Raw genomic sequence first — 25814 nt, 5'->3', positions numbered from 1 at the left:
CTTCCCATGAATCTTCTCGAGCGCTTGGTCGTCGTGCCGGTCAATCACCTGATCGGTGATTCCCCATGGGCCGGTGAGCGCTTGCGCCAGCATGCCGGTGCTCACGTCAGGATTCAGGCCGGCGGCCTGAGGATCAGCCTGCAGATCGATGCGGCTGGCTTTCTGCAGGCCGGCGGCGATGCGAGTATTTTTCCGGATGTCTGCATCGAACTCCCTGGGGATTTTCCTGCCCGGGCGATGGTTGACCGCAGCAGCCTGATGTCGGCGGCCCGCTTGAGTGGTGCGGCGGACATCGCCGAAACCCTGGCTTTTGTTTTTCGCAATCTGCGCTGGGACATGGAAGGCGATCTGGCCAGTCTGGTTGGCGATATTCCGGCGCGCCGCCTGATGCGTTCGGGGGCGGCGCTGTTTTCGGCAGCCCGGGACGGCGGGCAGCGGATGGCCGAAAACATGCTGGAATTCGTGACGGAAGAGTCGGGTCTGCTGGCCAGTCCGGCAGAAATCAAGGCATTCCTCGGCGAGGTCGACGTATTGCGCGACGATCTGGCCCGTCTGGATAAACGTCTGAGTCGGCTGACCGATTGATTGCGGTATCCACAAAAATGAAAAAGGCAGCCTAGGCTGCCTTTTTTGACTGGGCGAAAATCGCTCAGTGGGTATGCTTGCGCAGACGCTGAATGGCTTGCAGTTGGGCGATCGCTTGAGCCAGTTCTGCTTCGGCTGCGGCGTAGTCCATCTCTGCCTGGCGATTGGCCAGTGCTTCCTCGGCGTGCTTCTTGGCCTCAAGGGCTTTCGCCTCGTCGAGGTCGTGGGCACGAATTGCAGTATCCGCCAACACGGTGATCATGTTGGGCTGGACTTCCAGCATGCCGCCGGAGACATACACCAGTTCGAACTCGCTTTGATCCGGCACCTTGAGACGAATGGTGCCGGGCTTGATGCGGGTCAACAGCGGGGTATGTTGCGGCAGGATGCCGAGTTCCCCGGCTTCGCCAGGGAACACTGCGATTTCCACCAGACCGGAGAAAATCGATTCTTCGGCACTGACGACATCACAATGAACGGTCATAACCATTACTGGCTCCTATGCTGAGGCCGCATTACTGCAGCGTCTTCGCCTTTTCGATGGCTTCTTCGATACCGCCAACCATGTAGAAGGCCTGTTCCGGCAGGTGATCGTACTCGCCGTTGCAAATACCCTTGAAGCCCTTGATGGTTTCCTTGAGCGGTACAAACTTGCCCGGGGAACCGGTAAAGACTTCAGCAACGTGGAACGGCTGCGACAGGAAGCGCTGGATCTTGCGGGCGCGGGACACGGCCAGCTTGTCTTCCGGCGACAGTTCGTCCATACCCAGAATTGCGATGATGTCACGCAGTTCCTTGTAGCGCTGCAGGTTCATCTGCACGGCACGGGCAACCGAGTAGTGCTCTTCACCGACGACTTGCGGGTCGAGCTGGCGGGAGGTGGAGTCGAGCGGATCGACAGCCGGGTAGATACCCAGCGAGGCGATGTCACGCGACAGCACGACCGTGGAGTCGAGGTGCAGGAAGGTGGTGGCCGGCGACGGGTCGGTCAAGTCATCGGCAGGCACGTAGACGGCCTGGATGGAGGTGATCGAGCCAACCTTGGTCGAGGTGATACGTTCTTGCAGGCGACCCATTTCTTCAGCCAGCGTCGGCTGATAGCCCACGGCGGAAGGCATACGGCCGAGCAGTGCGGACACTTCGGTACCGGCCAGCGTGTAGCGATAGATGTTGTCGACGAAGAACAGGATGTCACGACCGTCGTCACGGAAACGCTCGGCCATGGTCAGACCGGTCAGCGCAACGCGCAGACGGTTGCCCGGCGGTTCGTTCATCTGACCGAACACCATCGCGACCTTGTCGAGAACGTTGGAGTCCTTCATTTCGTGATAGAAGTCGTTACCTTCGCGGGTACGCTCACCAACACCGGCAAACACGGACAAACCCGAGTGTTGCTTGGCGATGTTGTTGATCAGCTCCATCATGTTGACGGTCTTGCCGACGCCGGCGCCGCCGAACAGGCCGACCTTGCCGCCCTTGGCAAACGGGCAGATCAGATCGATAACCTTGATGCCGGTTTCGAGCAGATCAACGGACGACGACAGTTCGTCGAACTTCGGTGCGGCGGCGTGAATTTCACGCAGCTCGTCACATTGGATCGGACCGGCTTCGTCGATCGGACGGCCGAGGACGTCCATGATGCGACCCAGCGTGCCCATGCCGACCGGCACGGAGATGCCGGCGCCGGTATTGTTAACCTTCATGCCGCGGCGCAGGCCGTCGGATGAACCCATGGCGATGGTACGGACCACGCCGTCACCCAGCTGCTGCTGAACTTCAAAGGTCAGGCCTTCTTCGGCCATGCCGTTGACTTCTGCTGCATCCAGCTTGAGTGCGTCGTAGACCTTCGGCATCGCGTCGCGCGGGAAGTGGATGTCCACAACTGCGCCGATACACTGAACGATGGAACCTTGACTCATATTCAAATCCCCAATAATTAAAAGCGTCGCGCTTGCGTCAGACAGCGGCTGCACCGCTGACGATTTCCGAGAGTTCCTTGGTAATCGCGGCCTGACGGGCCTTGTTATAGACCAGCTTCAATTCACCGATAACGTTCTTCGCGTTGTCGGAAGCAGACTTCATGGCGACCATCCGGGCGGATTGCTCGGAGGCCATGTTTTCAGCCACGGCCTGATAAATCAAAGCTTCGACATAGCGGAGCAAGAGATCGTCGATAACCGGCTGGGCTTCCGGCTCGTAGACATAGTCCCAGCCCGGCTGATGATCGGTCTTGACGACGTCGTCGGCCAGCGGGAGCAGTCTTTCGAAAACCGGCTCCTGCTTCATCGTGTTGATGAAACGGGTATAGCCAATGTACAGCGCGTCGATTTCGCCCTTCATGTAGGCGTCGAGCTGGATCTTCAGCGGTCCGATCAGCTTTTCCAGGTGCGGGGTGTCACCCAGCGAGATCACGTGCGAAACGATCTTCGCGCCGGCTCGCTGCATGAAGCCCAGACCCTTGTTACCGATGCAGGTCGCCTGGAAACCGATCTTCTGGCTGTCGAGTTCCTTCATCTTGCCCAGAACCAGGCGCAGGACGTTGGAGTTCAAACCGCCACACAGGCCCTTGTCGGAAGTGACAAGAACGATGCCGATCGCCTTCTGCTCGCGCTTTTCCAGGAACGGATGCTTGTACTCGGTCAATGCGTGCGACAAATTGCCTGCAACACGCCGGATCTTCTCGCCGTAGGGGCGGGCGGCCCGCATCCGTTCCTGCGCCTTGCGCATTTTGGATGCGGCCACCATCTCCATGGCCTTGGTGATCTTGCGCGTATTTTCTACGCTCTTGATCTTGTTGCGAATTTCCTTGCCGCTAGGCATGGCGTTCTCCTAAGATCAGGCCCAGGTGCTCTTGAAAGCCTGGATGCCGGCAGCCAGCGCCTTTTCGGAATCACCGCTCAGGTCAGCCGACGATTCCATGGTGTTCATGACTTCGGCGTGATTGGCCTTGAGGTAGCTGATCATGGCTTTTTCGCATTCCAGCGCGCGCTTGACTTCGACATCATCGAAGTAGCCCTTGTCAGCTGCGTACAGCGTGACGGCCATTTCGGAGATGCTCATCGGAGCGTATTGCGGCTGCTTCATCAGCTCGGTCACCAGACGGCCACGTTCCAGCTGCTTGCGGGTGGCTTCGTCGAGGTCGGAGGCGAATTGAGCAAAGGCTGCGAGTTCGCGGTACTGGGCCAGGGCCAGACGGACACCGCCGCCAAGCTTCTTGATCAGCTTGGTCTGGGCAGCGCCACCGACGCGGGACACCGAGATACCGGCGTTGATCGCGGGACGGATACCAGCATTGAACAGGTCGGTTTCCAGGAAGATCTGGCCGTCGGTGATCGAGATCACGTTGGTCGGAACGAAGGCGGAAACGTCACCTGCCTGGGTTTCGATGACCGGCAGTGCCGTCAGCGAGCCGCTTTGACCCTTGACTTCACCGTTGGTGAACTTCTCGACCCATTCTTCGGAAACGCGGGCAGCGCGCTCGAGCAGGCGGGAGTGGAGATAGAACACGTCGCCCGGATAGGCTTCGCGGCCCGGCGGACGGCGCAGCAGCAGGGAAACCTGACGGTAGCCCCAGGCCTGCTTGGTCAGATCGTCATAAACGATCAGTGCGTCCTGACCACGGTCACGGAAGTATTCGCCCATCGTGCAGCCGGCGTACGGTGCCAGGTACTGCAGTGCGGCCGATTCCGAAGCGGAAGCAGCGACGACGATGGTGTTGGCCATCGCGCCGTGTTCTTCCAGCTTGCGCACGACGTTGGCAATGGTCGAAGCCTTTTGACCGATAGCAACATAAACGCAGAAAACGCCGGTGCCCTTCTGGTTGATGATCGCATCAACGGCAACGGCGGTCTTGCCGGTCTGGCGGTCGCCAATGATCAGCTCACGCTGACCACGACCAACCGGAACCATGGAGTCCACACACTTCAGGCCGGTTTGCACCGGCTGGGAAACGGACTTGCGCCAGATAACGCCCGGAGCGACCTTTTCCAGCTTGTCGGTCAGCTTGGCGTTGATCGGGCCCTTGCCGTCGATCGGCTGACCAAGGGTATTGACCACGCGGCCAAGCAGTTCCGGGCCGACCGGCACTTCCAGAATGCGACCGGTCGTCTTGACGATATCGCCCTCGGAGATGTGCTCGTATTCGCCGAGGATAACGGCGCCGACGGAGTCGCGCTCGAGGTTGAGTGCCATGCCGATGGTGTTGCCGGGGAATTCCAGCATTTCACCTTGCATGACGTCCTGCAAGCCATGCACGCGGCAGATACCGTCAGTGACGGAAACCACGGTGCCCTGCGTGCGCACTTCCGATGCGCCTTGCAGGTTCTGGATCTTGCTCTTGATCAGTTCAGAAATTTCGGAAGGATTCAACTGCATGAAAATCTCCTAGTTGTTCAGTGCCACGGCCATCGCGTCGAGTTTGCCGCGGACTGAAGCATCCAGCATCTGGTCACCGACGGTGACCCGCACACCACCAATCAGGCTCGCATCGATTTCGACGCGGGCAGTGAGGCGGGTTCCGAAACGGGGTTCCAGTTGCTGCAACAGAGCAGCCACCTGGTTTGCGTCAATCGGGAATGCGGAATACACCACCGCCTCCTGAACCCCTTCTTCCTGGCTGCGGGCCAGTTCGAAAAGCCGGGAAACTTCCGGCAGGAGTGCGAGACGCCGGTTTTCGGCGAGGGTACGAACAAAATTGGCGAGAATTGGATCGTTGTCGTCGGACAGCGAAATGAACAATTCAGCAACTTGTTCAACGGAGAGCCGGGGGTTGCTCATGACCTGAGCCATGTCCCCGTCCTGGGCAATCAGCGCCAGCCTTTGCAGGCGCTGGGACCAGATGCCCTGTGCCCCGCTTTCCTTGGCCAGCATGAAAGCGGCGTCGGCGTAGGGGCGAGCGATGGTGACGGATTCAGCCATAAGCGTTACAGATCCTGTTTGATCGTGGCCAGAATGTCGGAATGAGCCTGGGCATTGATCTCGCGGCGCAGAATCTGCTCGGCGCCTTTGACGACCAGAGCCGAGACCTGTTCGCGCAGCTGTTCCTTGGCGCGGACGGCTTCCTGTTCGATTTCGGCCTTCGCACCGGCTACGATGCGATCAGCTTCCGTTTTGGCGGACAGCTTGGCTTCTTCAATCAGTTGAGCCCCACGCTTTTCAGCATTGGCGATCAGTTCTGCGGCCTTTTCCTTGCCTTCACGGAGAGCATCCGTGGAGCGCTTGGTGGCCAGTTCGAGATCCTGCTTGCCGCGTTCAGCAGCAGCCAGACCATCCGCGATCTTCTTCGCACGCTCATCGAGCGCCTTCACAATGGGCGGCCACACGAATTGCATCGTGAACCACGCCAGAATGAAGAACACAACGAGCTGTGCAAACAACGTTGCGTTCAGATTCACGGTGTTAGTCCTCTTCTAAAGGGTTGATCGGAAGAGGAGTAATTAACCTGCGACCAGTTGGAACGGGTTGGCAAAGGCGAACATCATGGCGATACCGACGCCGATCAGGAAGGCGGCATCGATCAGACCGGCCAGCAGGAACATCTTGGTCTGCAGGGCGTTCATCAGCTCCGGCTGGCGAGCCGATGCTTCAATGTATTTGCCGCCCATGAGGCCGATACCGATACAGGCACCGATAGCGCCCAGACCAATGATCAGGCCGGCAGCCAGAGCAACAAAACCGAGAACGTGTTCCATGACAACTCCTTGCTAAGTTTAAGTAATGAAAAGGTAAGGCTAAAACAGGGATACTACAGTTAAATCAGTGTGCTTCGTGGGCCTGGCCAACATATACCAGCGTCAGCATCATGAAGATGAAGGCTTGCAGCGTGATGATCAGGATGTGGAAGATGGCCCAGATCGAACCGGCGATGATGTGGCCGACGAAGCCGAAGACAGTAGCGGTGCCGCCAAGCAGGGCAATCAGCATGAACACCAGTTCGCCGGCGTACATGTTGCCGAACAGTCGCATGCCGTGGGAAACGGTCTTGGCGACGAATTCGATCATTTGCATGACGAAGTTGATCGGGTAGAGCAGCGGGTGGCTGCCGAACGGGGCGGTGAAGAGTTCGTGAATCCAGCCACCGAGGCCCTTGATCTTGATGTTGTAGTAGATGCAGACGAGCAGCACGCCGATCGACATGCCGAGTGCGGCGTTCAGGTCGGCGGTGCCGACGACGCGCTGGTAATGGATGCCGAACATTTCGCCAATGCGCGGCAGCAGGTCGACCGGCAGCAGGTCCATCGCGTTCATGAAGAAGATCCAGACGAAGACGGTCAGCGCCAGCGGCGAGACGAACTTGCGGGATTCGGCGCTGTGGATGATGCCCTTGGCCTGTTCGGAAACCATGTCGACCAGGATTTCGACAGCAGCCTGGAAGCGGCCCGGGACACCGGAGGTGGCCTTGCGGGCGGCCAGCCAGAGGACGAAGACGGTGGCCAGACCGAGCACGATGGAATAGAACATCGTGTCGATATTGATCACGGTCCAGTCGATCACGGATTTTTGTGCGTGACCGGTGGAATTCAGATGGGTCAAGTGGTGGACGATGTACTCGCCAGATGTCGGTGCTGCGCTACCTGCGGCCATGTTCATTTCTTCCAAAAGGCTAAAAAACCTGCATGCAAGACAATCGCCAGACCGATCAGCAAGCTCGGCCAGTGCATCGCGGGATATCCCTTGATGGCGATTGCCAGAATTCCGATGGTGGCGGCAATTTTCAGGAACTCACCGATGAAGAAGCTTGCCGCATAGGATGCACCCGGGCGATTCTTCAACATCGTCAGCCGGAGGGCAAAGAAAAGGTTGGGCAGTATCGCGGCCAATGCCGCAAACCCAACCGAAACGACCCCCCGCGTTCCCACCATTGCACCGGCCACGATGGCGGTGATCACTGCTGCACCTAGTTGCAGATATATCGCTTTTAACATGGTGCAATGCAATCGTTGACCGGCTGTGCCACACAGACCTAAATGATACAAGACTTCAAAAATTACCGTCAATGAAAATTAAGGGTTTACCGCAATGCAGCAATCCCCGGAAGCCGCTTACCGAAGCCGTCCGAGGATGCCTTCGAGCTGGTCGAGGTTGCCGAATTCGATGGTGATCTTGCCGGCCCCCTTCTTGTTGCTGCGGATGGCGACGGCGGCGCCGACGCTGTCGGAAAGTTCTTCCTGCAGGCGGAGCAGGTCGCGGTCGACTGGCGCGGCGGCAGATTTTTTCGGCGGATTGACGATCTGCTGAACCAGTTGTTCGGCTTCACGCACCGACAGACCCTTCTGCACGATGCGTTGCGCCACTGCCACCTGCTGCGCGCCGGACAGCGGCAACAGCGCGCGGGCGTGGCCCATGTCGAGCTTGCCGGTAACCAGCAATTCCTGGACTGCTGCGGTCAACTGCAGCAAACGGAGCAAATTGGAGGCAGCCGGGCGCGAACGGCCGACGGCATCGGCGGCCTGTTGGTGGGTCAGGCCGAATTCGTCGATCAGGCGTTGCAGGCCTTGCGCTTCTTCGAGCGGGTTGAGGTTTTCGCGCTGGATGTTCTCGATCAGCGCCATCGCCAGTGCCTGTTCATCGGGGATGCTGCGCACCAAGACCGGTACTTCGCTCAGGCCGGCCAGTTGCGAGGCGCGCCAGCGGCGTTCGCCGGCGACGATTTCATAGCGCTCGGCCCCCGGCGTGCTGTTGATTGCACGCACCAGGATCGGCTGCATCACGCCCTGGGTCTTGATCGAGCTTGCCAGTTCGGCCAGCGAAGCTTCGTCCATGTGCGTGCGCGGCTGGTATTTTCCGGGTTTCAGCCGGTCGACCGGAAGATTGCGCAGTTCGTCTTCGGGTTTCGCATCGCTGCCGGCGAGCAGCGCGTCCAGGCCGCGTCCCAATCCCTTAAATTTGCTCATTTGGCGGTCCTTTCGAGGATTTCCTGGGCGAGCGCGCTGTAGGCCAGCGCGCCCTTCGAGTTCTTGTCAAAGGCGATGACCGGCTTGCCGTACGACGGCGCTTCGGCCAGTCGGACGTTGCGCGGCACGATGGTCTTGTAGACCTTGTCGCCGAAATGGCTTTCGAGTTCGTTCGAAACCTGCTGGGTGAGCGTGCTCTGGCCGTTGTACATGGTCCGCAGCAGGCCCTCGACTTCAAGGCGCGAATTCAGGTGGTGACGCACCTTGCGCAGCGTCTCGACGAGGTCGGACAGGCCTTCGAGCGCGTAGTACTCGCACTGCATCGGGATCAGTACCGAGTCGGCGGCGACCAGCGCGTTGACCGTCAGCATGTTGAGTGCCGGCGGGCAGTCGATGAGGACGAAATCGTATTCGTCGTGGTTCTGCGCCAGCGCTTCCTTGAGCCGGTATTCGCGGCGGTCGAGCTCGATCAGTTCGACTTCGGCGCCGGCCAGTTCGCGGTTGGCGGGCAGGATGTCGAAGGCGAACTCGGTCTTGATGCAGACTTCGACCAGGGTCGCGGCACCGATCAGCAGTTGATAGACGGTCGGCAGCGCTTCCTTCTTGGTGATGCCGGCACCGGTCGTCGCATTGCCTTGCGGATCCATGTCGATCAGCAGCACACGCTGGCCTTCGGCGCCGAGCGAGGCGGCGAGGTTGACCGCGGTCGTCGTCTTGCCGACGCCGCCCTTCTGGTTGGTAATGGCGAGTACTTTCATGAGCCCGCTTTCAGGAGGATGAGGTGTCTTTCGGCATCAAGGCCGGGTACGTGCAGTGGAATGACTTTTTCGACGACGATGTCGGCCGGCAGCGCGGCGATTTCATCGTCGGGACGGACGCCCTTCATCGCCAGCCAGCGGCCGCCGGGGGCCAGCAGGTGACGGGTCAGTTCGATGAACAGCCCGATTTCGGCAAAGGCGCGGGAACTGATCTGCGCGTATTGTCCGCGCATTTCTTCCACCCGGGCATGGTGGACCGCAACATTCTTCAAGCCCAGTTCAATTGCCGCCTGCTGCAGGAAAGTCGCTTTTTTCTGCACGGTATCGACCATGCTCACCGACAACGCCGGCCGGACGATGGCCAGCGGGATGCCGGGCAGACCGCCGCCGGCACCGACATCGAGCAGCGGGCCGTCGCCGACATGCGGCAGGATGGCCAGCGAATCGAGCAGGTGGTGCGAAATGGCCTGCGCCGGATCGCGCAGCGCGGTCAGGTTGTAGGTCTTGTTCCACTTCAGCAGCAGGTCGCGGAAGGCGAGCAGCTTCTGCTGTGCATCGGCAGGCAGGTCGAGGCCGAGTTGGTTCAGGCCGGAGGCAAGTGTGATCGTGCTCATGCGGCTTGCGACAGCTTGAAGCGCTTCAGGTGGATCAGCAGCAGCGAGATTGCCGCCGGCGTCAGACCCTGGATGCGCGAGGCCTGGCCAATGGTCTGCGGCCTGTGTTGCTGCAGCTTCTGGCGGACCTCGTTGGACAGGCCGGCGACCGTCACGTAGTCGAGATCGGCCGGCAGCACGGTGTTCTCGTAGCTGGCCGCCTTGGCGACTTCGTCGGCCTGGCGGTCGATGTAGCCTTGATATTTGGCCGAGATTTCCAGTTGTTCGATGACCGCTTCGTCAATTTCCGGCAATTCTTGCGGTCGACCGTCAATTTCCAGCGAAATCAGGCTGCGATAGCTGACTTCCGGCCGACGCAGCAGTTCGAACAGGTTGTATTCGTGGTCGATCGCCTTGCCGAGCACGCGGATGCTGTCCTCGACTGGCGTGATCTTCGGATTGACCCAGGTCGACTTCAGCCGCTCCTGTTCGCTGGCGATCGCGTCACGTTTGCGGCAGAAAGCTTCCCAGCGGACATCGTCGACCAGACCGAGCGCCCTGCCCTGTTCGGTCAGGCGCAGGTCGGCGTTGTCCTCACGCAGGGAGAGGCGATATTCGGCGCGGCTGGTGAACATCCGGTACGGGTCGGAAACGCCACGCGTGATCAGGTCGTCGACCAGCACGCCAAGGTAGGCCTCGTTGCGCTTCGGGCACCAGCCCGGCTCGCCCTTGACGTAGCGCACGGCGTTGATGCCGGCGAGCAGGCCCTGCGCTGCCGCTTCCTCGTAGCCGGTGGTGCCGTTGATCTGGCCGGCGAAGAACAGGCCGTTGATGGCCTTCGATTCCAGCGTGTCCTTCAGGCCGCGCGGATCGTAGAAATCGTATTCGATGGCGTAGCCGGGGCGCAGGATGTGCACGTTTTCCATGCCGCGGATCGAGCGCACCAGCGCCAGCTGGATGTCGAAAGGCAGGCTCGTCGACACGCCGTTCGGGTAGATCTCGTGCGTCGTCAGGCCTTCCGGTTCGAGGAAGACGTTGTGCCGGTTCTTGTCGGCGAAGCGGTGGATCTTGTCCTCGATCGACGGACAGTAGCGCGGGCCGACGCCTTCGATGACGCCGGTGTACATCGGCGAGCGGTCGAGCCCGCTGCGGATGATGTCGTGCGTCTTCTCGTTGGTTTCGGTGATCCAGCACGGCAACTGCTGCGGGTGTTGCGCCGCGCTGCCAAGGAAGGAAAACACCGGCATCGGGTCGTCCGAATGCTGTTCTTCCATCACCGAAAAATCGATGGTCTTGCCATCCAGGCGCGGTGGCGTGCCGGTCTTCAGCCGGCCTTGTGGCAGCTTCAACTCTTTCAGGCGAGCCGCCAGCGAATTCGACGGCGGATCGCCCATGCGCCCGCCGGTGTAGTTCTCCAGCCCGACGTGGATCTTGCCGTTGAGGAAGGTTCCTGCGGTCAACACCACGGATTGGGCCAAAAAGCGGATGCCCAGTTGGGTGACGGCGCCACAGACCTTGTCGCCTTCGACGATCAGGTCGTCGCAGGCTTCAGCAAAGATGGTCAGATTGGGCTGGTTTTCCAGGCGCGAGCGAATCGCCTGCTTGTACAGCACGCGGTCGGCCTGGGCGCGCGTCGCCCTCACGGCCGGGCCTTTCGACGCGTTGAGGATGCGGAACTGGATGCCGGACTCGTCGGTGGCTGCCGCCATCGCGCCGCCCAGCGCATCAACCTCGCGCACCAGGTGGCCCTTGCCGATACCGCCAATCGATGGATTGCAGCTCATCGCCCCGAGCGTATCGAGGTTGTGCGTCAGCAGCAGCGTGTTCGCGCCGGCCCGCGCCGCGGCGAGCGCGGCTTCGGTACCGGCGTGGCCGCCGCCGACAACGATGACATCGAAACGGGTTGGGTAGAGCATCGGGATGGGAATGTTGCGGCGCAGTAAGGACCGGCGATTTTACGTCAGGTTGCTGAAAAATCACAGGTTTAGCACGGCTGACTGCAGGCATGCGCCGGCCTGCCTTGCCCTGCATGACGAACTCAAGTAATTTGCCGGCAATGAGTAGCCAAGCAGCCAACAGTGTCGGCGCGCTGGACAACGAGGAAATGCTCCTCGTTCTTCACCAGTCGCTGACCAAAAAACGTGTCCTGATCGTCGACCGTCATTCGCCGGCGCGAGACTCGCTGCGTCTGATGCTGGGCGCGCTTGGCGTCACCGCGGTACATGGTGCCGGCAATTCCGCCGAGGTGATCCGCCAGGTCAAGTCTAACCGTTTCGACATCATCCTCTCGGATTTCGTGCTGGACGACGGCCGTGACGGTCAGCAACTGCTTGAGGAACTCCGGCATGCTCACCTGATTCCGCTGGCCACGGTGTACATGATCATCACCAGCGAGCGAGGCTATACCAATGTGGTGGCACTGGCCGAGCTGGCGCCTGACGACTACCTGATCAAGCCGTTTACTTCGGAACAGTTGCAGGCCCGACTGGTCCGGGCCATCTACAAGAAGCATGTGCTGCGCAAGATCTACGAGCAGATCGAACGCGGCGAATTGCACGAGGCAATTGCCGCCTGCGACCGGGTGATCCAGCAGCAGCCGCTGTATCAGTTCGACGCCCTGCGCTTCAAGGGGGAGTTGTTGCACCAGTTGGGCCGGACCGGTGAGGCTGAAGAGGTTTACCGGCGTGTTCTTGAGGGCCGCGTCGTGCCCTGGGCGAAAATGGGTCTGGCGACGGCGCTGCGTGACCGCAACGCGCTCGATGAGGCGGAGCAGTTGGCCGGGCAAGTGCTGCAGGAGGCGCCGGAATATCTTTCGGCCTATGATTTTCTCGCATCCGTCCATGAAGCCCAGGGGCGTCTCAAGGACGCCCAGCAGGTGCTGCAGCGGGCCGCCGACGCCTCGCCGCACAACACTGTCCGTCAGCGCCTGGTGGGTGACGTGGCTGCCCGCAACAAGGATCTGCTGGCGGCCGAAAAGGCCTACGGCAAGGTGATCGAGCGCAGCAAGGGGTCCAGCCTGCGCACGGTGGACGACTTTGCCAACCTGTCGCGCGTACTCGTCGAGCGCGGCGATGTCGATGCCTCGCGCAAGGTCGCTGCCGACATGAAACGCGAATTGCGCGGTGACAAGCAGGCAGAACTCGCGGCACTGGTTACCGAAAGCCTGTGTCTGGAATTCGAGGGAGCAACCGACAAGGCGCAGCAATTTGTCGATCAGGCGCTGAGTCTGCAGCAGGAAGTCGAATCCGAGGGTGCGGCGAAGGGGCGCAGCGTCTCGCAGCGTCTGGCCATCGACCTCGCGCACGCCTGTTACGCCACCGGCAAGCAGCAAGCAGCCGAGAAGATCATGCGCCAGGTAGCCGCGGAGAATCACGAAGATAGCCATCTGATCGGCCATATCAACAATGTCTTTGAAAAGACCGGTCAGTCGGATGCCGGCAAGGTCCTGCTCGAACAGGTTGGTCGGGAGATTGTCGATCTCAACAACAAGGGCGTTCTGGCGGCTCGTGCCGGTGATTTCGAGGGTTCTGTGCAATTGCTGATACAGGCCGCCGATCAGGTGCCGAATCTGCAGTTCCTGGTCAATGCCGCCAAGGCCATCTACACGCTGATGGACCAGAAGGGCTGGAATCCGGCGCTTGCCGAACGTGCATTCGATTACCTGCAGCGGGCCCAGCGCAAGGATCGCAAGAGCCCCAAGGTTGCTTCCGCCCGCCAGCTCTACATGACCGTGGCGAAAAAGCACGGAATTGAAACCGGCCTCTGAACCATGGTTTGCTGCGGTCGACGTGATAAAGTCCCCGCTTTTCGTACAACGGATCTGCCATGTTCTCAGGAATCGTCGCGGCGGTTGGCCGCATCACGCAACTCACACCGCGCGAAGTCGGTTACCGGCTGACTGTCGACGCCGGCAAGCTGAACATCGGGGATGTCGCGCTCGGTGACTCCATCGCCCATAACGGTGTCTGCCTGACGGTGGTTGCCACCGAGGGTGGCTGTTTCATGGTCGACGTATCGCCGGAAACCCTTTCCTGCACCGTCGGTCTCGACGCGCCCGGCCCGGTCAACCTGGAAAAGGCGCTGCGTCTGAACGATGTCATCGGCGGCCACCTGGTTTCCGGACATGTCGACGGTGTTGGTGAAGTCCTGCGCTTCGATGCAGTCGGCGACAACCGCCTGCTCGAAATCCGGGCGCCGGAGGAAATCGCCAAATTCATCGCGCGCAAGGGTTCGATCGTCGTCGACGGCACCAGCCTGACGACCAATGAAGTCAAGGGCACCGACTTCACCATCAACCTGATCCCGCACACGCTCGAAAACACCACGCTGAATCGCCTGCAGCCGGGCAGTAAGGTCAATCTCGAAGTTGACCTGATCGCCCGCTACTGCGAGCGCCTGCTGAGCGCCGCCCAAGAGGCCTGATCCCTTGCGCGCCGCCGCGTACCTCCTGACGGCAATCTTGCTGGCAGCTTGTGCGACGGGTGGCGATCTGGCGTCAGCCAATCTCGGCATCGCCGACATCGAGCAGCGCATGGGCCAGCCGGTGATGCGCTGGCACGATGCGGACGGCGGCGAAACCCTGGTTTATCCGGAAGGGCCGCAAGGCTACCGTACCTGGTTCGTGCGCAGCGATGCGAGCGGCCGGATCATCGCCCGGCAAAATGTTCTGGCTGGCGAACAATTCGCAAAAATCCAGCCTCAGATGAGCGAGGAAGAAGTGCTGCGCCTGCTAGGTCCGCCGGTGCCGCACTGGACCATCTATTACAAGGCACGCGACGAACTGGTCTGGGAATGGCGCTACTGCAACGACTGGAACGAGCCGGCGCGCTTCAATGTCATGTTCGACGGCACAACCCGGCGCGTCCGCTCAACCTACGCCGCTTCTGAAGATCTGCGGGGCATCCACGGCTTTTCCCGTTTCCTCGGCTGGTGCGGCCGTTAGCCCAATTTGTGCGGATGGCTTGAAAAAGCATCCCCCCGCCCCCATAATCCAGAGCATGGTTGTAATTCCGGCAATCTGGAGGCGTTCTGGACAGGGGTTCGATTCCCCTCACCTCCACCCAAGGGCATTGGTTGCAGTGCGTTTGGATGGGGGTGTACTGGTTTCGACAGGGCGGGCAAAGGTGCGCAGGCAACTCGTCAGGCGATCGACGTTAATGAAGCAAATCCATAATTGCCAATGATGAGCAATTCGCTATTGCCGCCTAAAAACGGTTAGCCGGGGCTGCTAGAGCCTTGTTACCAAAGATAGCCGGCGGGGACTTCGGTCCCCGTCGTCAATTCCGGATTCCCTTTTCCTTTGTCTGTTCAGTTCGGTCCGGCGTAGTGGAAGCTGCGTGTCGCATGCACGCCGGCGACGCGAGCCGGGTTCAGGATGCCGCTGCGTTCCAGCTGCTTGATGATGCGCGAGATGGTTTCGAAGCGCAGGTCGGTGATCTCGGCGATGTCCTGGCGCATCGGCAGGATGACCTGGCCGTTCTGGTCGACCAGCAGCCGGATCAGGCCAAGCACCCGCTCGGCCGCCTGACCGCCGCGCAGTGCGACGATTTCGCCGGCCCGTTGCTGGGCCCGTGCCAGCGAGGCCAGCAGGCTTTCGCCGGCGAGCGCCGGTTCGCCTTCCGGCCATGGGGCCAGTTCACAGCCGGTCAGCGCGCTGGCGGAAAAGGTGTAGGCGCCGAACAGCAGCGTTTCGCAACCGACGATGTCGCCGGCGATGGCCAGGCTGGCGAAGCGTTCGCCGTTCGCGTGCGGGCTATCGAGGCGGATCACGCCGCGTTGCAGGCGCCAGGCCAGACCTTCGCTGCCGGCATCGTAGAGGCGCTCGCCGCAGTCGAGCAGACGGGGTTTTCTCGAATTTTCCGCTTTGTTGCGGTCGACCGTGAAAAAGGCCATTTTTTGCTCCTCCACAAACGCCAAAAGCCCCGGTCGGGATTGACCGGGGCGCTTGCTTCAACTGACGGGTTCAGAACTTGACATTGATGCCGGCATACAGCGAACGACCCATGCCCGGTACCGGATTGCCCCAGCCGATCATGCCATCGGTGGTCGCCGGATTGATCGACATCGTCCGACCCTGGCCGAGGTAGGCGCCGCCCAGCGGCATTTCGTAGTAACGGTCAAACAGGTTCTCGATACCGAAATCCAGCCGGATCTGCTTCCAGCTGTGGCTGAGTCGCAGATTGACCAGCCCGTATCCGGACGTCTTGGTTTCATTACGCATGTCGGAAACCTTGTTCTTGGCTGCCACGCCGATCACTTCCAGTGCGTTGTCCCAGTTTCCACGTTTCTGTGTCAGCGTCAGTTTGGCGTTGAGTGGCATGATGTTGTACAGGTCATCGCCAGTGTCGCGGTTTTTACCGCGGGTGTAGCTGAGAACGCCCTTCATGCCCAGTTCGCCAAAGCCTGTTGCAGCCAACGGCATCTTGCCCGAAAGGTCGAGGCCATAGAGGCGGGCCGACTGGTTGGTGTAGCGCAAAACGGTGAACTGGTTCCGTAACAGGGTCGTTCTGGCGCTGTTTGTCGCTGCATTCCACTGCACGGCGTCGATATAGTCGGTGACGTGGGTGTAATACGGCGTGGCCTTGAATTCCCAATTACGATCTGCGGCGTGCCAGTCAAAGCTGGCAGACAGCGTGTGTGCCTTTTCCGGCTTCAGGTCGGGATTGCCGACATAGCCGTTGCCATCGCCGACATAGTTGTTCATTACTGCCGCCATGCTCCAGGTCGACCACGGATAGGCTTCGTAGAGGCCGGGCGAACGGGTCTTGCGGGCGAAGCCGAATTCGATATCGAGGCCGGCGTTGGCGTTGTAACGGGCGAGCGCAGTCAGATCCCAGTTGTTGTCGTCGCGGGAGCGGTCACGCGCATTGAAGGCATTGCTGTCGGCAATCTGGCCGCCGACATCGGTGCCGATCGTTGGCAAGGTCGTGATATCTGTCTTGTATCCATGAACATTGCCGGCATCCATGGTGACGCGCTCGTAGCGCAAGCCGAGCAAGCTTGTCCATTGCGTATTCAGCTGGCTTTCCCATTCTGCAAACAGTGCCTTGCGATCGCGTTCGCCGTCGTTGATGTTCACGAATGTGCCGGGGAACATCATGCTGCCGGAAGCCGGCCACCAGTCGTCCAGGCGATACTGTTGCAGTTCGCCGCCGACACGCAGCAAGTCCCGCTGGCTGAGTTTGACGTCGGCCTTCAGGCTGGCGCCGGTGGTTTTGCTTTCGGTCAGCATCGGCATGCCGTACGCGCAGGTGGCGCTCATTGCGCCGCAGTTGATCGGATCAGCCCCGTTGTTGCCGAGCGAGGCCGCACCATACCACCAGCGCTTGTCGCCGCCGAAGTCCATGAAATGGTCGACGGTCTCGTGGTAGGCCCGGGCTTCCAGCTTGCCCCAGTCGTATTCACCCTGCCAGCGCAGGTTGATGCGCTTCTGTTCGTTGTCGAGCAGGTCCATGCGTTGATTCGGGTAGAGCTGTTCCGGCATGTCCTGATAGCCGAGCTTGACCTCGAAGAGGTGGTTGGCGTTCCTAACTGCCAGGCCGAGTGTGTGGTTGCTTGTTTCATAGCTGCTCGAGCCAACTTCGTCGCGGTCGAGGCGGTGACCGGCGCGGCCGGTGTTCGTATAGTTCTTGAAATTCCTGCCGGCGGTGTAGTTGTCGGCCTCGCTGTAGGCGCCGGTGTAGGTCAGGCTGATGTTTTCGCTGGCGGCCGTGGCACTGGCGTTGACACCGTGCGCCTGGTTGTTGCTGCGGTAGAAGGCACCGACCTCGCCCTTGACCAGGCGCTCGCCTAGTGTCGCGAACTCGGGTGCGCGGGTTTCGGCGACGATGCTGCCGCCGATGCTGTCGCCACCGACGCTGACCGGGCTGATGCCCGCATAGACAGTGAGTGCGCCGACCTGGCTCGGGTCGAGGTAGGAAAGCGCCGGATTCATGTGGTTGGGGCAGGCGGCGATCAGGTCCATGCCGTCGATCTTGACCCGCAGGCGGTCGTCGGCCAGACCGTGGATCGCCGGCAGGCTGGAGACGGCGCCGGCACCGTAGAAGCTGACGCCGGGAACATCCTGCAGCAGGCTGGCGACGTCGCTGTTGCGGGTGCCGTTCTGGCGCAGGGTAGCGGCATCGAGTTGGGTCGTGCTGCCTGCCGTCTTGTCGCGCTCTGCGCTGACAACAATTTCGTCCATGGTCTGCGCCCAGCCGGGTACAGAAAAAGCGATGCCAATGGCGACGGCCAGCGGCCGGATACGGTAGGTCATGCAAAACCCCTTTGTCTTTTTACAAAGGGCGGATTGTCCGCAAGGCCTTGTGCTTCGGGAATGTGGCAAATCGTCGCACCCTGCGGTCAATCGGGATTTTTCATCAATTCCCGTGGTCGACCGCAGGTTTTCAGCCGTTCAGCTTTTCCAGCGCTTCGCGCAGCTTGGCCGGTTCGTCGAGGCGCAGCATCTTGCGCACGTTGGGGGCGAGCTCGGAAACATCCGACTTCAGAATCCGGCTTTTTACCTTGAGCACCTGCGAGGGGTGCATCGAGAAAGTGCGCAGGCCCATGCCGAGCAGCAGGCGGGTCAGCTTGGGGTCGCCGGCAGTTTCGCCACAGACCGAGACTGGAATGCCGGCTTTCTCGGCGCTGGAAATGGTGTGCGCCAGCAGCATCAGCACCGCCGGGTGCAGCGGGTCGTAAAGGTTGGCGACCTGTTCGTCTGAGCGGTCGATGGCCAGCGTGTACTGGATCAGGTCGTTGGTGCCGATCGACAGGAAGTTGAGCCGGCGCAGGAAGATGCCGACAGCCAGCGCGGCCGCCGGAATCTCGATCATGCCGCCGACCTGGATGTTTTCGTCGAAGGCTACCTTCTCGCCGCGCAGGCTGGATTTGGCCTGTTCCAGCGCGGCCAGCGTCTGGTCGATCTCGTGCGCGTGCGCCAGCATCGGGATCAGCAGCTTGATCGGGCCGTGCTTCGACGCGCGCAGAATGGCGCGCAACTGCGTCTGGAACATCTTCGGCTCGGACAGCGACAGGCGGATCGCCCGCCGGCCGAGCGCCGGGTTGGTCTTGACGCGGTCGTTGGCGTTGTTGTCCGGGCGCAGGTCCTTGTCGTTGCCGAGGTCGAAGGTGCGGATGGTGACCGGCCGGCCACCCATGCCCTTGACCACCTTCTTGTAGGCTTCGTACTGCTCCTGCTCGTCGGGCATGTCGCCGCGGTCGAGGAACAGGAATTCGGTACGGAACAGGCCGATGCCTTCGGCGCCACCGTCGAGCGCGTCGCGCACGTCGCCGGGCAACTCGATGTTGGCGTAGAGCGCAACGTCGATCCCGTCGAGCGTGACCGCCGGCGAGTTCTTCAACTGGCGCAGCTTGGTCTTCTCGAGTTCGATCTGTTCCTTGCGCAGCCGGTACTCTTCGAGCACCCGTGCGTCCGGATTGACGATGACGACGCCGCGCATGCCGTCGACGATCAATTGTTCGCCGTCGCGGATCAGCGCGCGGCCGTTCTCCAGCCCGAGTACCGCCGGGATCGCCATGCTGCGGGCGAGGATGGCGGTGTGCGAGGTGGCGCCGCCGACGTCGGTGATGAACGAGGCGAAGCGGTGATCCTTGAAGGCGATGGTGTCGGCTGGCGACAGGTCGTGGGCGACGACGATCAGCGCTTCTTCCTTGGTCTGCTTGCCGGCCTTCAGCGAGGCCCGGCCGGGATGGCCGAGCAGTTCCTTGATGACCCGCTCGACCACCTGGACGACGTCGTACTTGCGTTCGCGCAGGTAGGGATCGTCGAACTGCTCGAACTGGTGCACCAGGTGTTCCATCTGCTGGACCAGTGCCCATTCCGCGTTGCAGCGGCGTTCGCGGATGATCTCGCGCGGTTTTTCGGCGAGTTCAGGGTCCTCCAGGAACATCGTGTGGATGTCGATGAAAGCGGCGAGTTCGGCGGGCGCGTGCTCGGTGTTTTCTTTCATCGTCAGCAGTTCGCTCTTGACGGCGAGGATGGCTGCATCGAAGCGGGCAATTTCCTTGTCCACCAGCCGTGGCGCCAGCGTCAGGTGTGACACTTCCAGCGTCGCGTGCGACATCAGCATCGCCCGGCCGATGGCGATGCCGGCGGAAACGCCCAATCCGTGCAGGGTAAAGCTCATGGCCCTTATTCTCCCTCGCCGAAGTAGTCGGCGATCAATGCCAGCAGCGCGGTCATGGCTTCGTTCTCGTCCTTGCCGTCGGTTTCGATGGTGACGGTCGAGCCCTTACCGGCGGCAAGCATCATTACGCCCATGATGCTCTTGGCGTTGATCCGGCGCGTGCCCTTGCTCATCCACACCTCGCACGTGAATTTGCCGGCGAGCTGGGTGAGTTTGGCGGAAGCGCGGGCGTGCAGCCCGAGTTTGTTGATGATCTGGGTTTCCCGGGTAAGCATGGGTCAGTGGTCCTGCAGGTTGAGGATGCCGTCCCGGCCGCCATCGCGGGCCCGGGTCAGCAGGGTTGTAAGGTCCTTGTCGCGGTGGGTCAATGCCGACAGCAGCATCGGCAGATTGACACCGGCGAGGCCGGCAACGCGGCCAGGTTGCAGCAGTTTCAGCGCCAGGTTGGCCGGTGTCGCACCGAACAGGTCGCTCAGGATCAGCACGCCCTTGCCGCTGTCGACCGCGGCGCACAACTGGCGGGCCAGCGGCAGCAGGTCGAGCGGGTCATCCTGGGCGACGAGGCCGAGCTGGGTCAGCTGCGCCGGTCGCCGGTTCAGGATATGGCAGGCATTCTGGACCAGCGTGTCGCCGTAGCTGCCGTGCGTGATGAGGAAGATGCCGATCATGCGGGTCATTCTAACCCGCAGGCCCTCATTTTCGGCTGACGACGAGGACCCCGGCGACGACCAGCGCAGCGCCGGCCAACTGTGGCATCGAAATCTGTTCGTCGAGCAGCCACCAGCCGAAGCCGATGGTCAGCATCGGTCCGACCATGCCGTACAGCGAAGTGCGGCCGGCGCCGAGCTGGCGGATTGCCGCCGACAGCGCGAACACCGGAATCACCGTCGAGAACACCGCCATCGCCAGGCTCCAGCCATAGACCGGCAGCGGCTGGAGAATTGCGGTCAACGGCTGGGCGAAGCCGAAATGCAGCAGCGTGACGGCGGTCGATACCAGCATCGCCAGTGCCGAAAAGCGCATCGCCCCGAGTTTCGCGATCATCGGCCCGCTGCCCGACAGGTAGAGCGCGTAGGCAACGCTGGAAGCGAAGACCAGCGCGCCGCCGATGAGCACGTCGCGCGGCTCGCCGAGCCCGAGATCATGGACGAAGGCGAAGCCGATGCCGGCGTAGCACAACACGATGGCGACCAGTTCGCGGCGGCTGAAGGCCTTGCCCTGGAAAAGCACGCCGATGAGGATGGTCAGCGTCGGGTAAGTGAACAGGATCAGCCGTTCCAGGCCGGCCGAAATGTACTGCAGGCCCATGAAATCGAGGAGGCTGGCGCCGTAGTAGCCAAGGCAGCCGAGGATGCCGACGCGCGCCCAGTCCCCGGCGCTCAGGGCGGCGTCCGGGTGTCGCCGGGCCAGCCCGACCCAGAGGAAGGCCGGCAGCGCGAAAGCCATGCGCAGCGCCAGCAGCGTGATCGCATCGACGCCGTAGGGATAGGCGAGCTTGATGAAGATGGCCTTCATCGAGAAACCGAGCGCGGCGGTCAGCGCCAGCAGGATGCCCCAGGAATTCGCTTTTTCCATGTTGCCTGCTCAGTCGGTGGCCAGCCGGCGCAGACGCCAGGCGATGCCGGTCACTGCCAGGCCGCAGGCGAGCATCGCCGCGATCACGCCGGGCCAGCCGGCATGGCTCCAGGCCCAGCCGGTAGCGGTGCCGATGACGCTGCCGCCGAGGTAGTAGCTCGCCAGGTAGAGCGCCGAGACGAGGCCGCGGCGCGGCCCGGCGCGGTGGCCGACCCAGGCGCTGGCGACCGAATGCACGGCGAAGAAGCCGAAGGTGTACACCGCCAGGCCGCTGACGATCAGCCACAGCGGCGGCGCCAGCGTCACCGCGATGCCGGCGGTCAGCAGCAGCGCCATCGCCAGCAGGATGCGCTGGCGGCCGCGGCGGGCGACCTGCTGGCCGGCCCAGGCCGACGAATAGCTGCCGATCGCGTAGAGCAGGAAGATGCTGCCGATCGCCGCCGGCCCGAGCCCGTAGGGCGCCGCGCCAAGGAGGAAAGGCAGGTAGTTGTAGAGGCCGACCAGCGTACCCATGCCGAGGAAGGCGACGCAGAACAGCCAGGGCAGGCCGGGGTCGGCGTAGATGCGGCGAACGTCGGCGAACAGCTGGCGTGGTTGCAGCGAACGCGCTTCGAAGTGTACGGCCGGCGGCAGCAGGCGCCAGAAGGCAATGGCGACGACCAGGCCGAGCAGGCTGACGGCGGCCAGCCCGTAGTGCCAGGAGCCGGTCCAGTCGCTGACGCTGGCGGCGAGCAGGCGGCCGGCCATGCCGCCAAGCGCGTTGGCGCCGATGTACAGGCCCATCGCCCGGGCCCTTTCGGCCATCGGCAGTTCTTCGCCGAGGTGCGCCATTGCCGCCGCCGGCACACCGGCGATGCACAGGCCGAGGCCGGCGCGGGCCAGCACCAGCAGCCAGAAATCCGGCGCCCAGGCCGAAGCCAGCGAGAAGGCGGCCGCGCCGAGCAGGCCGTAGCGCATCAGGCGTTCGCGGCCGTAACGGTCGGTCAGCAGGCTGAGCGGGATCAGCAGCAGCGCCATCAGGCCGGTGCCGGCGGTGACGCTGAGGCTGGCCGTGCCCGGGCCGATGGCGAAGGTGTCGGCGAGCTGCGGCAGCAACGGCTGCGTGCCGTAGAGCAGCATGAAACAGGAAAAACCGGCAAGCGACAGCGCCAGCGTGATGCGGCGGGAAGCGTCGGCGGGGGCGGTGGTTGGCGACAAGGCGAATCAACAATGAAGGTCAGGGCTGCGATTGAACGCCCGGACGGCGCTGCCGGCAATTGGTATTATCGCAAGCGAGCATTCGATACAGGCGAAACCATGCATTACGACCTTCCCGACCTCCGGCTCGTCGCCGCAATTGCCGACAGCGGCGCCCTGACGCGTGCCGCCGAGCGCGTTCACCTCGCGCCGTCGTCGGCCAGCCATCGTCTGACGCAGCTCGAGGCGAGCCTTGGCGTGGCCCTGTTCGAACGCCACGCACGCGGCCTGACGCCGACGGTCGCCGGCGAATCGCTGCTCCGCCACGCCCGCCAGGTATTCGCCCAGCTCGAACAGATGCACGCCGACCTCGCCCCTTACGCCAGCGGCCTGAACACCCAGGTGACGGTGTTCGCCAACACCAACGCGATCAACTGCTTCCTGCCGGAAGACCTCGGCGACTTCCTGCGCGAGCACCCGCAGATCCGCGTCAGCCTGGAAGAACAGCCGAGCCCGGCGATCGTCGGCGCGGTCGCGGCCGGCCAGGTCGATATCGGCGTCGTCGCCGCCGAGGGGGATTTCGGTGGCCTGGAAGTGACGCCATACCGGCGCGACCGGCTGGTGCTGATTGTTGCGGTCGACCACCCGCTGGCGCAAAAAACCGAGATCGCCTTCGCCGACGTGCTGACGGAAGCCTTCGTCTGTCTGCACGCCGGCAGCGCCATCCACACCTTCATGATGAACCACGCGGCGCGCCTCGGTGGCCGGCTCGACGTGCGCATCCAGGTGCGCAGCTTCGCCGCCGTCTGCCGCATGGTCGCCGCCGGCGTCGGCATCGGCATGGTCCCGCGCTCGTCGGTTTCTGCGGTCGACCGCCTGAAAACGGTGGAAATCGCCGACCCCTGGGCGCCGCGCGACCTCCAGCTGTGCGTCCGCGAACGCGCCGCCCTCGGCCCGGCGGCGCGCGCGCTGTTCGACCACCTGGCGACGATGGGCGCCGCCGTCTGAAGCTTCACACCGATTCAGGTAGTTGGTGTGGCAATCAGGGGCTGAGTGAATCTTCCAATATTTGTATGATTTCCAGCCGATCTGTCTCGTTCGGATATTTTTGCTGCAATCTGCGTGCAGAATCCAGCGGCGTCATTCCTTCCACGTCCCGTACGTCTGCCCGTGCGCCGTGCCGGAGCAGCATTTTTGTGCGGGCGATATCGCTGCTGCCGATTGTCGAGTACAAGGCGCTCCAGTTCCTGACGGATTCATTGCCCGCATTGATATCTACCCCCCGGGAAATGAACAGGACAAGCATTTCCTCTGCCGTTGCCAAATCCTTCGACAGTACTGGGTACAAAGCACCGCCTTCCCGATTGAGCTGGGCAACCTGATCCGGCCGCAGGCTGTCGTGCACCAGTACCTGTTTGCAGGTCCAGGCAAGCAATGCCGGCTCTGCCTCCATGCAGGACAACAGAAATAGTGGCGAGTGTTTCCTGGTTTCGAGGACAAACCAGCCGTACAAGCCGACTGCAATAGCTAGAACGAGGCCAAGCCCTCCGATTGCCCAGCGTTTTGCTCTCATGTTTTCAGGACCAGAGAATGTTGCTGACTAATTGCACTTGAACATGAAAGGGAGATATGCCGCGTTTGATGGCAACCCCGTTTTTGATGCCGATCAGGCGCGATTTGAGTGCTCTGGCGATTCCATTGCGAACACTTTCATAAATCCGCACATCTTCCAGATCTTCTCGCTGGGCGTGTTGCCACCAGTGACGTGTGTAGCGTTGCGCCAGGCGTTTTGCCAACGGGCCCAGTCCCTTTGCGGGATGGGTAAGGCTGCGTAACAACACGTCAATGAAACCCTGTGCATAAGAACCGTCGATTGCGGCGATCAGCGCAGTTTGCGCCAGGCGCCGGGTGGGATTGTCAATGCTCGCCCCATCGATAAACGCGCTCTCTTCCGGCCAGAAGAATTTGAGAATCTGTCGAGTTTCGTGTTCGCTGTAGATGAGATCGCTGTCAGCGATGTCAGGCACGCTGATGAGAAGGTTACCCATGATTGCTCCATGAAGGAATTCAGCCGCTAGTATATTGTTTTAATGACATGTGAATTAGTGGTTTTTTGCCAGCGTCAGCCAGTCCGCGTGGCGCGCATCCTCGCCGCGCACGCAGGCGAAGAAGGCCTGCTGCAGTTGGCGGGTCAGCGGGCCGGGTCGGCCGTTGCCGATTCTTCTGCGGTCGACCTCGATCACCGGGGTGATTTCGGCGGCGGTGCCGGTCAGGAAGACCTCATCGGCGCAGTACAGCTCGTCGCGGGTGATGCGCTTGCTGCGCACCGGCAGGCCGAGTTCGCCGGCCAGCGTGCACACCGTGCGCCGGGTGATGCCGTCGAGTGCCGACGTCGTTTCCGGCTGCAGCAGTTCGCCATCGCGGACCAGGAACAGGTTTTCGCTCGAACCCTCGGCGATATAGCCTTCGGTATCGAGCAGCAGCGCCTCGTCGTAGCCGTCTCGCCGCGCCTCGCGCACGGCGAGGATGGAATTGGCATACATCGAGATCGCCTTGGCCCGGCACATCTGCACGTTCGGATGGTGCCGCGCGTACGACGAGACGCGCACACGGATGCCGTTGTCCAGCGCTGACTGGCCGAGATAGGCACCCCAGTCCCAGGCGGCGACCATGACGTGCGTTGCCGCGCCGGCCGGATCGACGCCGATCTTTTCGGCGCCGAGAAAGACCAGTGGCCGGATGTAGCCGCTGGCCAGGCCATTGCGGGCAACCGCCTGGCGGCAGGCTTCGGTCAGCGCGGCGCGGTCGAAGGGCATCTCGATCGCCAGGATGTGCGCCGAATCCTCAAGCCGTTTCAGGTGTTCGTCGAGGCGAAAGATCGCCGGGCCGGCCGGCGTCGCGTAGGCGCGCAGGCCTTCGAAGCAGCCGTAGCCGTAATGCAGGGTATGGGTGAGCACGTGCACCTTGGCGTCGCGCCAGGGCAACCACTGGCCGTCGAGCCAGATGAATCCGTCCTTGTCTTGCATGATGGTTTTCCTCGAAATATTGGGGTCGACCGCAACATCGGTCGTTCGCAGGGCGCGGGGGTGGGCGCGGCAGGTTCCGGGG

Annotated in this window: 28 protein-coding genes and 1 other RNA gene; 6 read left to right on the top strand and 23 right to left on the bottom strand. The window is 61.9% G+C overall.

Going from position 1 to position 25814, the window contains the following annotated elements; translation table 11 throughout:
* Nucleotides 1-6: 6 nt before the first annotated feature.
* Nucleotides 7-585 (top strand): ubiquinone biosynthesis accessory factor UbiJ, encoded by a 579-nt coding sequence (locus BJN45_RS17070; protein WP_076097447.1) that lies wholly within the window; start codon nucleotides 7-9, stop codon nucleotides 583-585.
* Nucleotides 586-649: 64 nt separating this feature from the next.
* Here BJN45_RS17070 and BJN45_RS17065 read toward each other — a convergent pair whose 3' ends face one another.
* From BJN45_RS17065 to mnmG, 13 genes are all read right to left on the bottom strand, one after another.
* Entirely contained in the window at nucleotides 650-1075 is a 426-nt protein-coding gene (locus BJN45_RS17065) for a F0F1 ATP synthase subunit epsilon (RefSeq protein WP_170873120.1), read from the bottom strand.
* A 25-nt stretch (nucleotides 1076-1100) separates the two neighbouring features.
* Complete coding sequence (gene atpD, locus BJN45_RS17060) at nucleotides 1101-2504, bottom strand: F0F1 ATP synthase subunit beta (RefSeq protein WP_076097444.1); 1404 nt, start codon at nucleotides 2502-2504, stop codon at nucleotides 1101-1103.
* A 37-nt stretch (nucleotides 2505-2541) separates the two neighbouring features.
* Nucleotides 2542-3405: a F0F1 ATP synthase subunit gamma gene (gene atpG, locus BJN45_RS17055; RefSeq protein ID WP_076097442.1), complete on the bottom strand. Its 864-nt coding sequence runs from the start codon at nucleotides 3403-3405 to the stop codon at nucleotides 2542-2544.
* Nucleotides 3406-3420: 15 nt separating this feature from the next.
* A complete protein-coding gene (atpA, locus tag BJN45_RS17050; protein ID WP_076097441.1) occupies nucleotides 3421-4959 on the bottom strand; it encodes a F0F1 ATP synthase subunit alpha in 1539 nt (512 codons plus the stop codon).
* A 9-nt stretch (nucleotides 4960-4968) separates the two neighbouring features.
* A complete protein-coding gene (locus BJN45_RS17045; RefSeq protein WP_076097439.1) occupies nucleotides 4969-5502 on the bottom strand; it encodes a F0F1 ATP synthase subunit delta in 534 nt (177 codons plus the stop codon).
* A gap of 5 nt (nucleotides 5503-5507) precedes the next feature.
* Complete coding sequence (locus BJN45_RS17040; protein WP_076097437.1) at nucleotides 5508-5978, bottom strand: F0F1 ATP synthase subunit B; 471 nt, start codon at nucleotides 5976-5978, stop codon at nucleotides 5508-5510.
* A gap of 42 nt (nucleotides 5979-6020) precedes the next feature.
* Nucleotides 6021-6275 (bottom strand): F0F1 ATP synthase subunit C, encoded by a 255-nt coding sequence (gene atpE, locus BJN45_RS17035; RefSeq protein WP_076097435.1) that lies wholly within the window; start codon nucleotides 6273-6275, stop codon nucleotides 6021-6023.
* 64 nt (nucleotides 6276-6339) lie between these two features.
* Nucleotides 6340-7167 (bottom strand): F0F1 ATP synthase subunit A, encoded by an 828-nt coding sequence (gene atpB / locus BJN45_RS17030; RefSeq protein ID WP_076097480.1) that lies wholly within the window; start codon nucleotides 7165-7167, stop codon nucleotides 6340-6342.
* A gap of 2 nt (nucleotides 7168-7169) precedes the next feature.
* Nucleotides 7170-7508 (bottom strand): ATP synthase subunit I, encoded by a 339-nt coding sequence (locus tag BJN45_RS17025; protein ID WP_076097434.1) that lies wholly within the window; start codon nucleotides 7506-7508, stop codon nucleotides 7170-7172.
* Between the two features lie 117 nt (nucleotides 7509-7625).
* Nucleotides 7626-8477, bottom strand: coding sequence for a ParB/RepB/Spo0J family partition protein (locus BJN45_RS17020; RefSeq protein ID WP_076097432.1), 852 nt, complete (start codon nucleotides 8475-8477; stop codon nucleotides 7626-7628).
* On the bottom strand, nucleotides 8474-9235 hold the full coding sequence (locus BJN45_RS17015; RefSeq protein WP_076097430.1) for a ParA family protein: 762 nt from the start codon (nucleotides 9233-9235) through the stop codon (nucleotides 8474-8476). The genes BJN45_RS17020 and BJN45_RS17015 overlap by 4 nt, the downstream gene beginning before the upstream one ends.
* The gene (gene rsmG / locus BJN45_RS17010) at nucleotides 9232-9849 is read right to left on the bottom strand and encodes a 16S rRNA (guanine(527)-N(7))-methyltransferase RsmG (RefSeq protein ID WP_076097428.1); all 618 of its coding nucleotides are present in this window, start codon (nucleotides 9847-9849) and stop codon (nucleotides 9232-9234) included. Before rsmG ends, BJN45_RS17015 begins: the two co-directional genes overlap by 4 nt.
* Entirely contained in the window at nucleotides 9846-11744 is a 1899-nt protein-coding gene (gene mnmG, locus BJN45_RS17005) for a tRNA uridine-5-carboxymethylaminomethyl(34) synthesis enzyme MnmG (RefSeq protein ID WP_076097427.1), read from the bottom strand. The genes rsmG and mnmG overlap by 4 nt, the downstream gene beginning before the upstream one ends.
* A 140-nt stretch (nucleotides 11745-11884) precedes the next feature.
* Between mnmG and BJN45_RS17000 the strand changes: the two genes are divergently transcribed.
* From BJN45_RS17000 to ssrA, 4 genes are all read left to right on the top strand, one after another.
* Nucleotides 11885-13594, top strand: coding sequence for a response regulator (locus BJN45_RS17000; RefSeq protein ID WP_083651392.1), 1710 nt, complete (start codon nucleotides 11885-11887; stop codon nucleotides 13592-13594).
* 59 nt (nucleotides 13595-13653) lie between these two features.
* Nucleotides 13654-14250 (top strand): riboflavin synthase, encoded by a 597-nt coding sequence (locus BJN45_RS16995; protein ID WP_076097425.1) that lies wholly within the window; start codon nucleotides 13654-13656, stop codon nucleotides 14248-14250.
* Nucleotides 14251-14254: 4 nt separating this feature from the next.
* Nucleotides 14255-14770 (top strand): hypothetical protein, encoded by a 516-nt coding sequence (locus BJN45_RS16990; RefSeq protein WP_076097423.1) that lies wholly within the window; start codon nucleotides 14255-14257, stop codon nucleotides 14768-14770.
* Nucleotides 14771-14776: 6 nt separating this feature from the next.
* Nucleotides 14777-15107: a transfer-messenger RNA gene (ssrA, locus tag BJN45_RS16985) on the top strand.
* Nucleotides 15108-15135: 28 nt separating this feature from the next.
* Here the strand turns inward: ssrA and BJN45_RS16980 are convergent.
* The 7 genes from BJN45_RS16980 to BJN45_RS16950 form a co-directional block, all read right to left on the bottom strand.
* Complete coding sequence (locus BJN45_RS16980; RefSeq protein WP_076097421.1) at nucleotides 15136-15720, bottom strand: Crp/Fnr family transcriptional regulator; 585 nt, start codon at nucleotides 15718-15720, stop codon at nucleotides 15136-15138.
* Nucleotides 15721-15790: 70 nt separating this feature from the next.
* Nucleotides 15791-18082 (bottom strand): TonB-dependent receptor, encoded by a 2292-nt coding sequence (locus BJN45_RS16975; RefSeq protein WP_076097419.1) that lies wholly within the window; start codon nucleotides 18080-18082, stop codon nucleotides 15791-15793.
* A 130-nt stretch (nucleotides 18083-18212) separates the two neighbouring features.
* Entirely contained in the window at nucleotides 18213-19955 is a 1743-nt protein-coding gene (ptsP, locus tag BJN45_RS16970; protein ID WP_076097418.1) for a phosphoenolpyruvate--protein phosphotransferase, read from the bottom strand.
* 5 nt (nucleotides 19956-19960) lie between these two features.
* The gene (locus tag BJN45_RS16965; protein WP_076097416.1) at nucleotides 19961-20230 is read right to left on the bottom strand and encodes an HPr family phosphocarrier protein; all 270 of its coding nucleotides are present in this window, start codon (nucleotides 20228-20230) and stop codon (nucleotides 19961-19963) included.
* A gap of 3 nt (nucleotides 20231-20233) precedes the next feature.
* Nucleotides 20234-20623: a PTS sugar transporter subunit IIA gene (locus BJN45_RS16960; protein WP_076097477.1), complete on the bottom strand. Its 390-nt coding sequence runs from the start codon at nucleotides 20621-20623 to the stop codon at nucleotides 20234-20236.
* Nucleotides 20624-20648: 25 nt separating this feature from the next.
* A complete protein-coding gene (locus tag BJN45_RS16955; protein ID WP_076097415.1) occupies nucleotides 20649-21530 on the bottom strand; it encodes a DMT family transporter in 882 nt (293 codons plus the stop codon).
* Nucleotides 21531-21539: 9 nt separating this feature from the next.
* Nucleotides 21540-22727, bottom strand: a complete 1188-nt coding sequence (locus tag BJN45_RS16950) for an MFS transporter (RefSeq protein ID WP_240494606.1) — start codon at nucleotides 22725-22727, stop codon at nucleotides 21540-21542.
* 99 nt (nucleotides 22728-22826) lie between these two features.
* Between BJN45_RS16950 and BJN45_RS16945 the strand changes: the two genes are divergently transcribed.
* Complete coding sequence (locus tag BJN45_RS16945; protein WP_076097474.1) at nucleotides 22827-23714, top strand: LysR substrate-binding domain-containing protein; 888 nt, start codon at nucleotides 22827-22829, stop codon at nucleotides 23712-23714.
* A gap of 34 nt (nucleotides 23715-23748) precedes the next feature.
* On the opposite strand, the gene BJN45_RS16940 is transcribed toward BJN45_RS16945, so the two are convergent.
* The 3 genes from BJN45_RS16940 to BJN45_RS16930 are packed head-to-tail and all read right to left on the bottom strand — an operon-like array spanning nucleotide 23749 to nucleotide 25732.
* A complete protein-coding gene (locus BJN45_RS16940) occupies nucleotides 23749-24279 on the bottom strand; it encodes an ankyrin repeat domain-containing protein (RefSeq protein WP_076097413.1) in 531 nt (176 codons plus the stop codon).
* A gap of 4 nt (nucleotides 24280-24283) precedes the next feature.
* The gene (locus tag BJN45_RS16935) at nucleotides 24284-24754 is read right to left on the bottom strand and encodes a hypothetical protein (RefSeq protein WP_076097411.1); all 471 of its coding nucleotides are present in this window, start codon (nucleotides 24752-24754) and stop codon (nucleotides 24284-24286) included.
* A 54-nt stretch (nucleotides 24755-24808) separates the two neighbouring features.
* Complete coding sequence (locus BJN45_RS16930) at nucleotides 24809-25732, bottom strand: branched-chain amino acid transaminase (protein WP_076097409.1); 924 nt, start codon at nucleotides 25730-25732, stop codon at nucleotides 24809-24811.
* Nucleotides 25733-25814 lie beyond the last annotated feature (82 nt).

The sequence above is a fragment of the Azonexus hydrophilus genome (assembly GCF_001956855.1).
GTDB classification, from domain to species: Bacteria; Pseudomonadota; Gammaproteobacteria; order Burkholderiales; family Rhodocyclaceae; genus Azonexus; species Azonexus hydrophilus_A.
Note: the sequence above shows the minus strand (reverse complement) of the source record. Positions and strands in the feature narration are given on the sequence as shown.

Excerpts from the sequence above, each read along its gene's own strand:
- BJN45_RS17070 (WP_076097447.1), top strand. The coding sequence starts at position 7 with ATGAATCTTCTCGAGCGCTTGGTCGTCGTGCCGGTCAATCACCTGATC.
- BJN45_RS17065 (WP_170873120.1), bottom strand. The coding sequence starts at position 1,075 with ATGGTTATGACCGTTCATTGTGATGTCGTCAGTGCCGAAGAATCGATT.
- atpD (WP_076097444.1), bottom strand. The coding sequence starts at position 2,504 with ATGAGTCAAGGTTCCATCGTTCAGTGTATCGGCGCAGTTGTGGACATC.
- atpG (WP_076097442.1), bottom strand. The coding sequence starts at position 3,405 with ATGCCTAGCGGCAAGGAAATTCGCAACAAGATCAAGAGCGTAGAAAAT.
- atpA (WP_076097441.1), bottom strand. The coding sequence starts at position 4,959 with ATGCAGTTGAATCCTTCCGAAATTTCTGAACTGATCAAGAGCAAGATC.
- BJN45_RS17045 (WP_076097439.1), bottom strand. The coding sequence starts at position 5,502 with ATGGCTGAATCCGTCACCATCGCTCGCCCCTACGCCGACGCCGCTTTC.
- atpE (WP_076097435.1), bottom strand. The coding sequence starts at position 6,275 with ATGGAACACGTTCTCGGTTTTGTTGCTCTGGCTGCCGGCCTGATCATT.
- atpB (WP_076097480.1), bottom strand. The coding sequence starts at position 7,167 with ATGGCCGCAGGTAGCGCAGCACCGACATCTGGCGAGTACATCGTCCAC.
- BJN45_RS17025 (WP_076097434.1), bottom strand. The coding sequence starts at position 7,508 with ATGTTAAAAGCGATATATCTGCAACTAGGTGCAGCAGTGATCACCGCC.
- BJN45_RS17020 (WP_076097432.1), bottom strand. The coding sequence starts at position 8,477 with ATGAGCAAATTTAAGGGATTGGGACGCGGCCTGGACGCGCTGCTCGCC.
- BJN45_RS17015 (WP_076097430.1), bottom strand. The coding sequence starts at position 9,235 with ATGAAAGTACTCGCCATTACCAACCAGAAGGGCGGCGTCGGCAAGACG.
- rsmG (WP_076097428.1), bottom strand. The coding sequence starts at position 9,849 with ATGAGCACGATCACACTTGCCTCCGGCCTGAACCAACTCGGCCTCGAC.
- mnmG (WP_076097427.1), bottom strand. The coding sequence starts at position 11,744 with ATGCTCTACCCAACCCGTTTCGATGTCATCGTTGTCGGCGGCGGCCAC.
- BJN45_RS17000 (WP_083651392.1), top strand. The coding sequence starts at position 11,885 with ATGAGTAGCCAAGCAGCCAACAGTGTCGGCGCGCTGGACAACGAGGAA.
- BJN45_RS16995 (WP_076097425.1), top strand. The coding sequence starts at position 13,654 with ATGTTCTCAGGAATCGTCGCGGCGGTTGGCCGCATCACGCAACTCACA.
- BJN45_RS16980 (WP_076097421.1), bottom strand. The coding sequence starts at position 15,720 with ATGGCCTTTTTCACGGTCGACCGCAACAAAGCGGAAAATTCGAGAAAA.
- BJN45_RS16975 (WP_076097419.1), bottom strand. The coding sequence starts at position 18,082 with ATGACCTACCGTATCCGGCCGCTGGCCGTCGCCATTGGCATCGCTTTT.
- ptsP (WP_076097418.1), bottom strand. The coding sequence starts at position 19,955 with ATGAGCTTTACCCTGCACGGATTGGGCGTTTCCGCCGGCATCGCCATC.
- BJN45_RS16965 (WP_076097416.1), bottom strand. The coding sequence starts at position 20,230 with ATGCTTACCCGGGAAACCCAGATCATCAACAAACTCGGGCTGCACGCC.
- BJN45_RS16960 (WP_076097477.1), bottom strand. The coding sequence starts at position 20,623 with ATGATCGGCATCTTCCTCATCACGCACGGCAGCTACGGCGACACGCTG.
- BJN45_RS16955 (WP_076097415.1), bottom strand. The coding sequence starts at position 21,530 with ATGGAAAAAGCGAATTCCTGGGGCATCCTGCTGGCGCTGACCGCCGCG.
- BJN45_RS16945 (WP_076097474.1), top strand. The coding sequence starts at position 22,827 with ATGCATTACGACCTTCCCGACCTCCGGCTCGTCGCCGCAATTGCCGAC.
- BJN45_RS16940 (WP_076097413.1), bottom strand. The coding sequence starts at position 24,279 with ATGAGAGCAAAACGCTGGGCAATCGGAGGGCTTGGCCTCGTTCTAGCT.
- BJN45_RS16935 (WP_076097411.1), bottom strand. The coding sequence starts at position 24,754 with ATGGGTAACCTTCTCATCAGCGTGCCTGACATCGCTGACAGCGATCTC.
- BJN45_RS16930 (WP_076097409.1), bottom strand. The coding sequence starts at position 25,732 with ATGCAAGACAAGGACGGATTCATCTGGCTCGACGGCCAGTGGTTGCCC.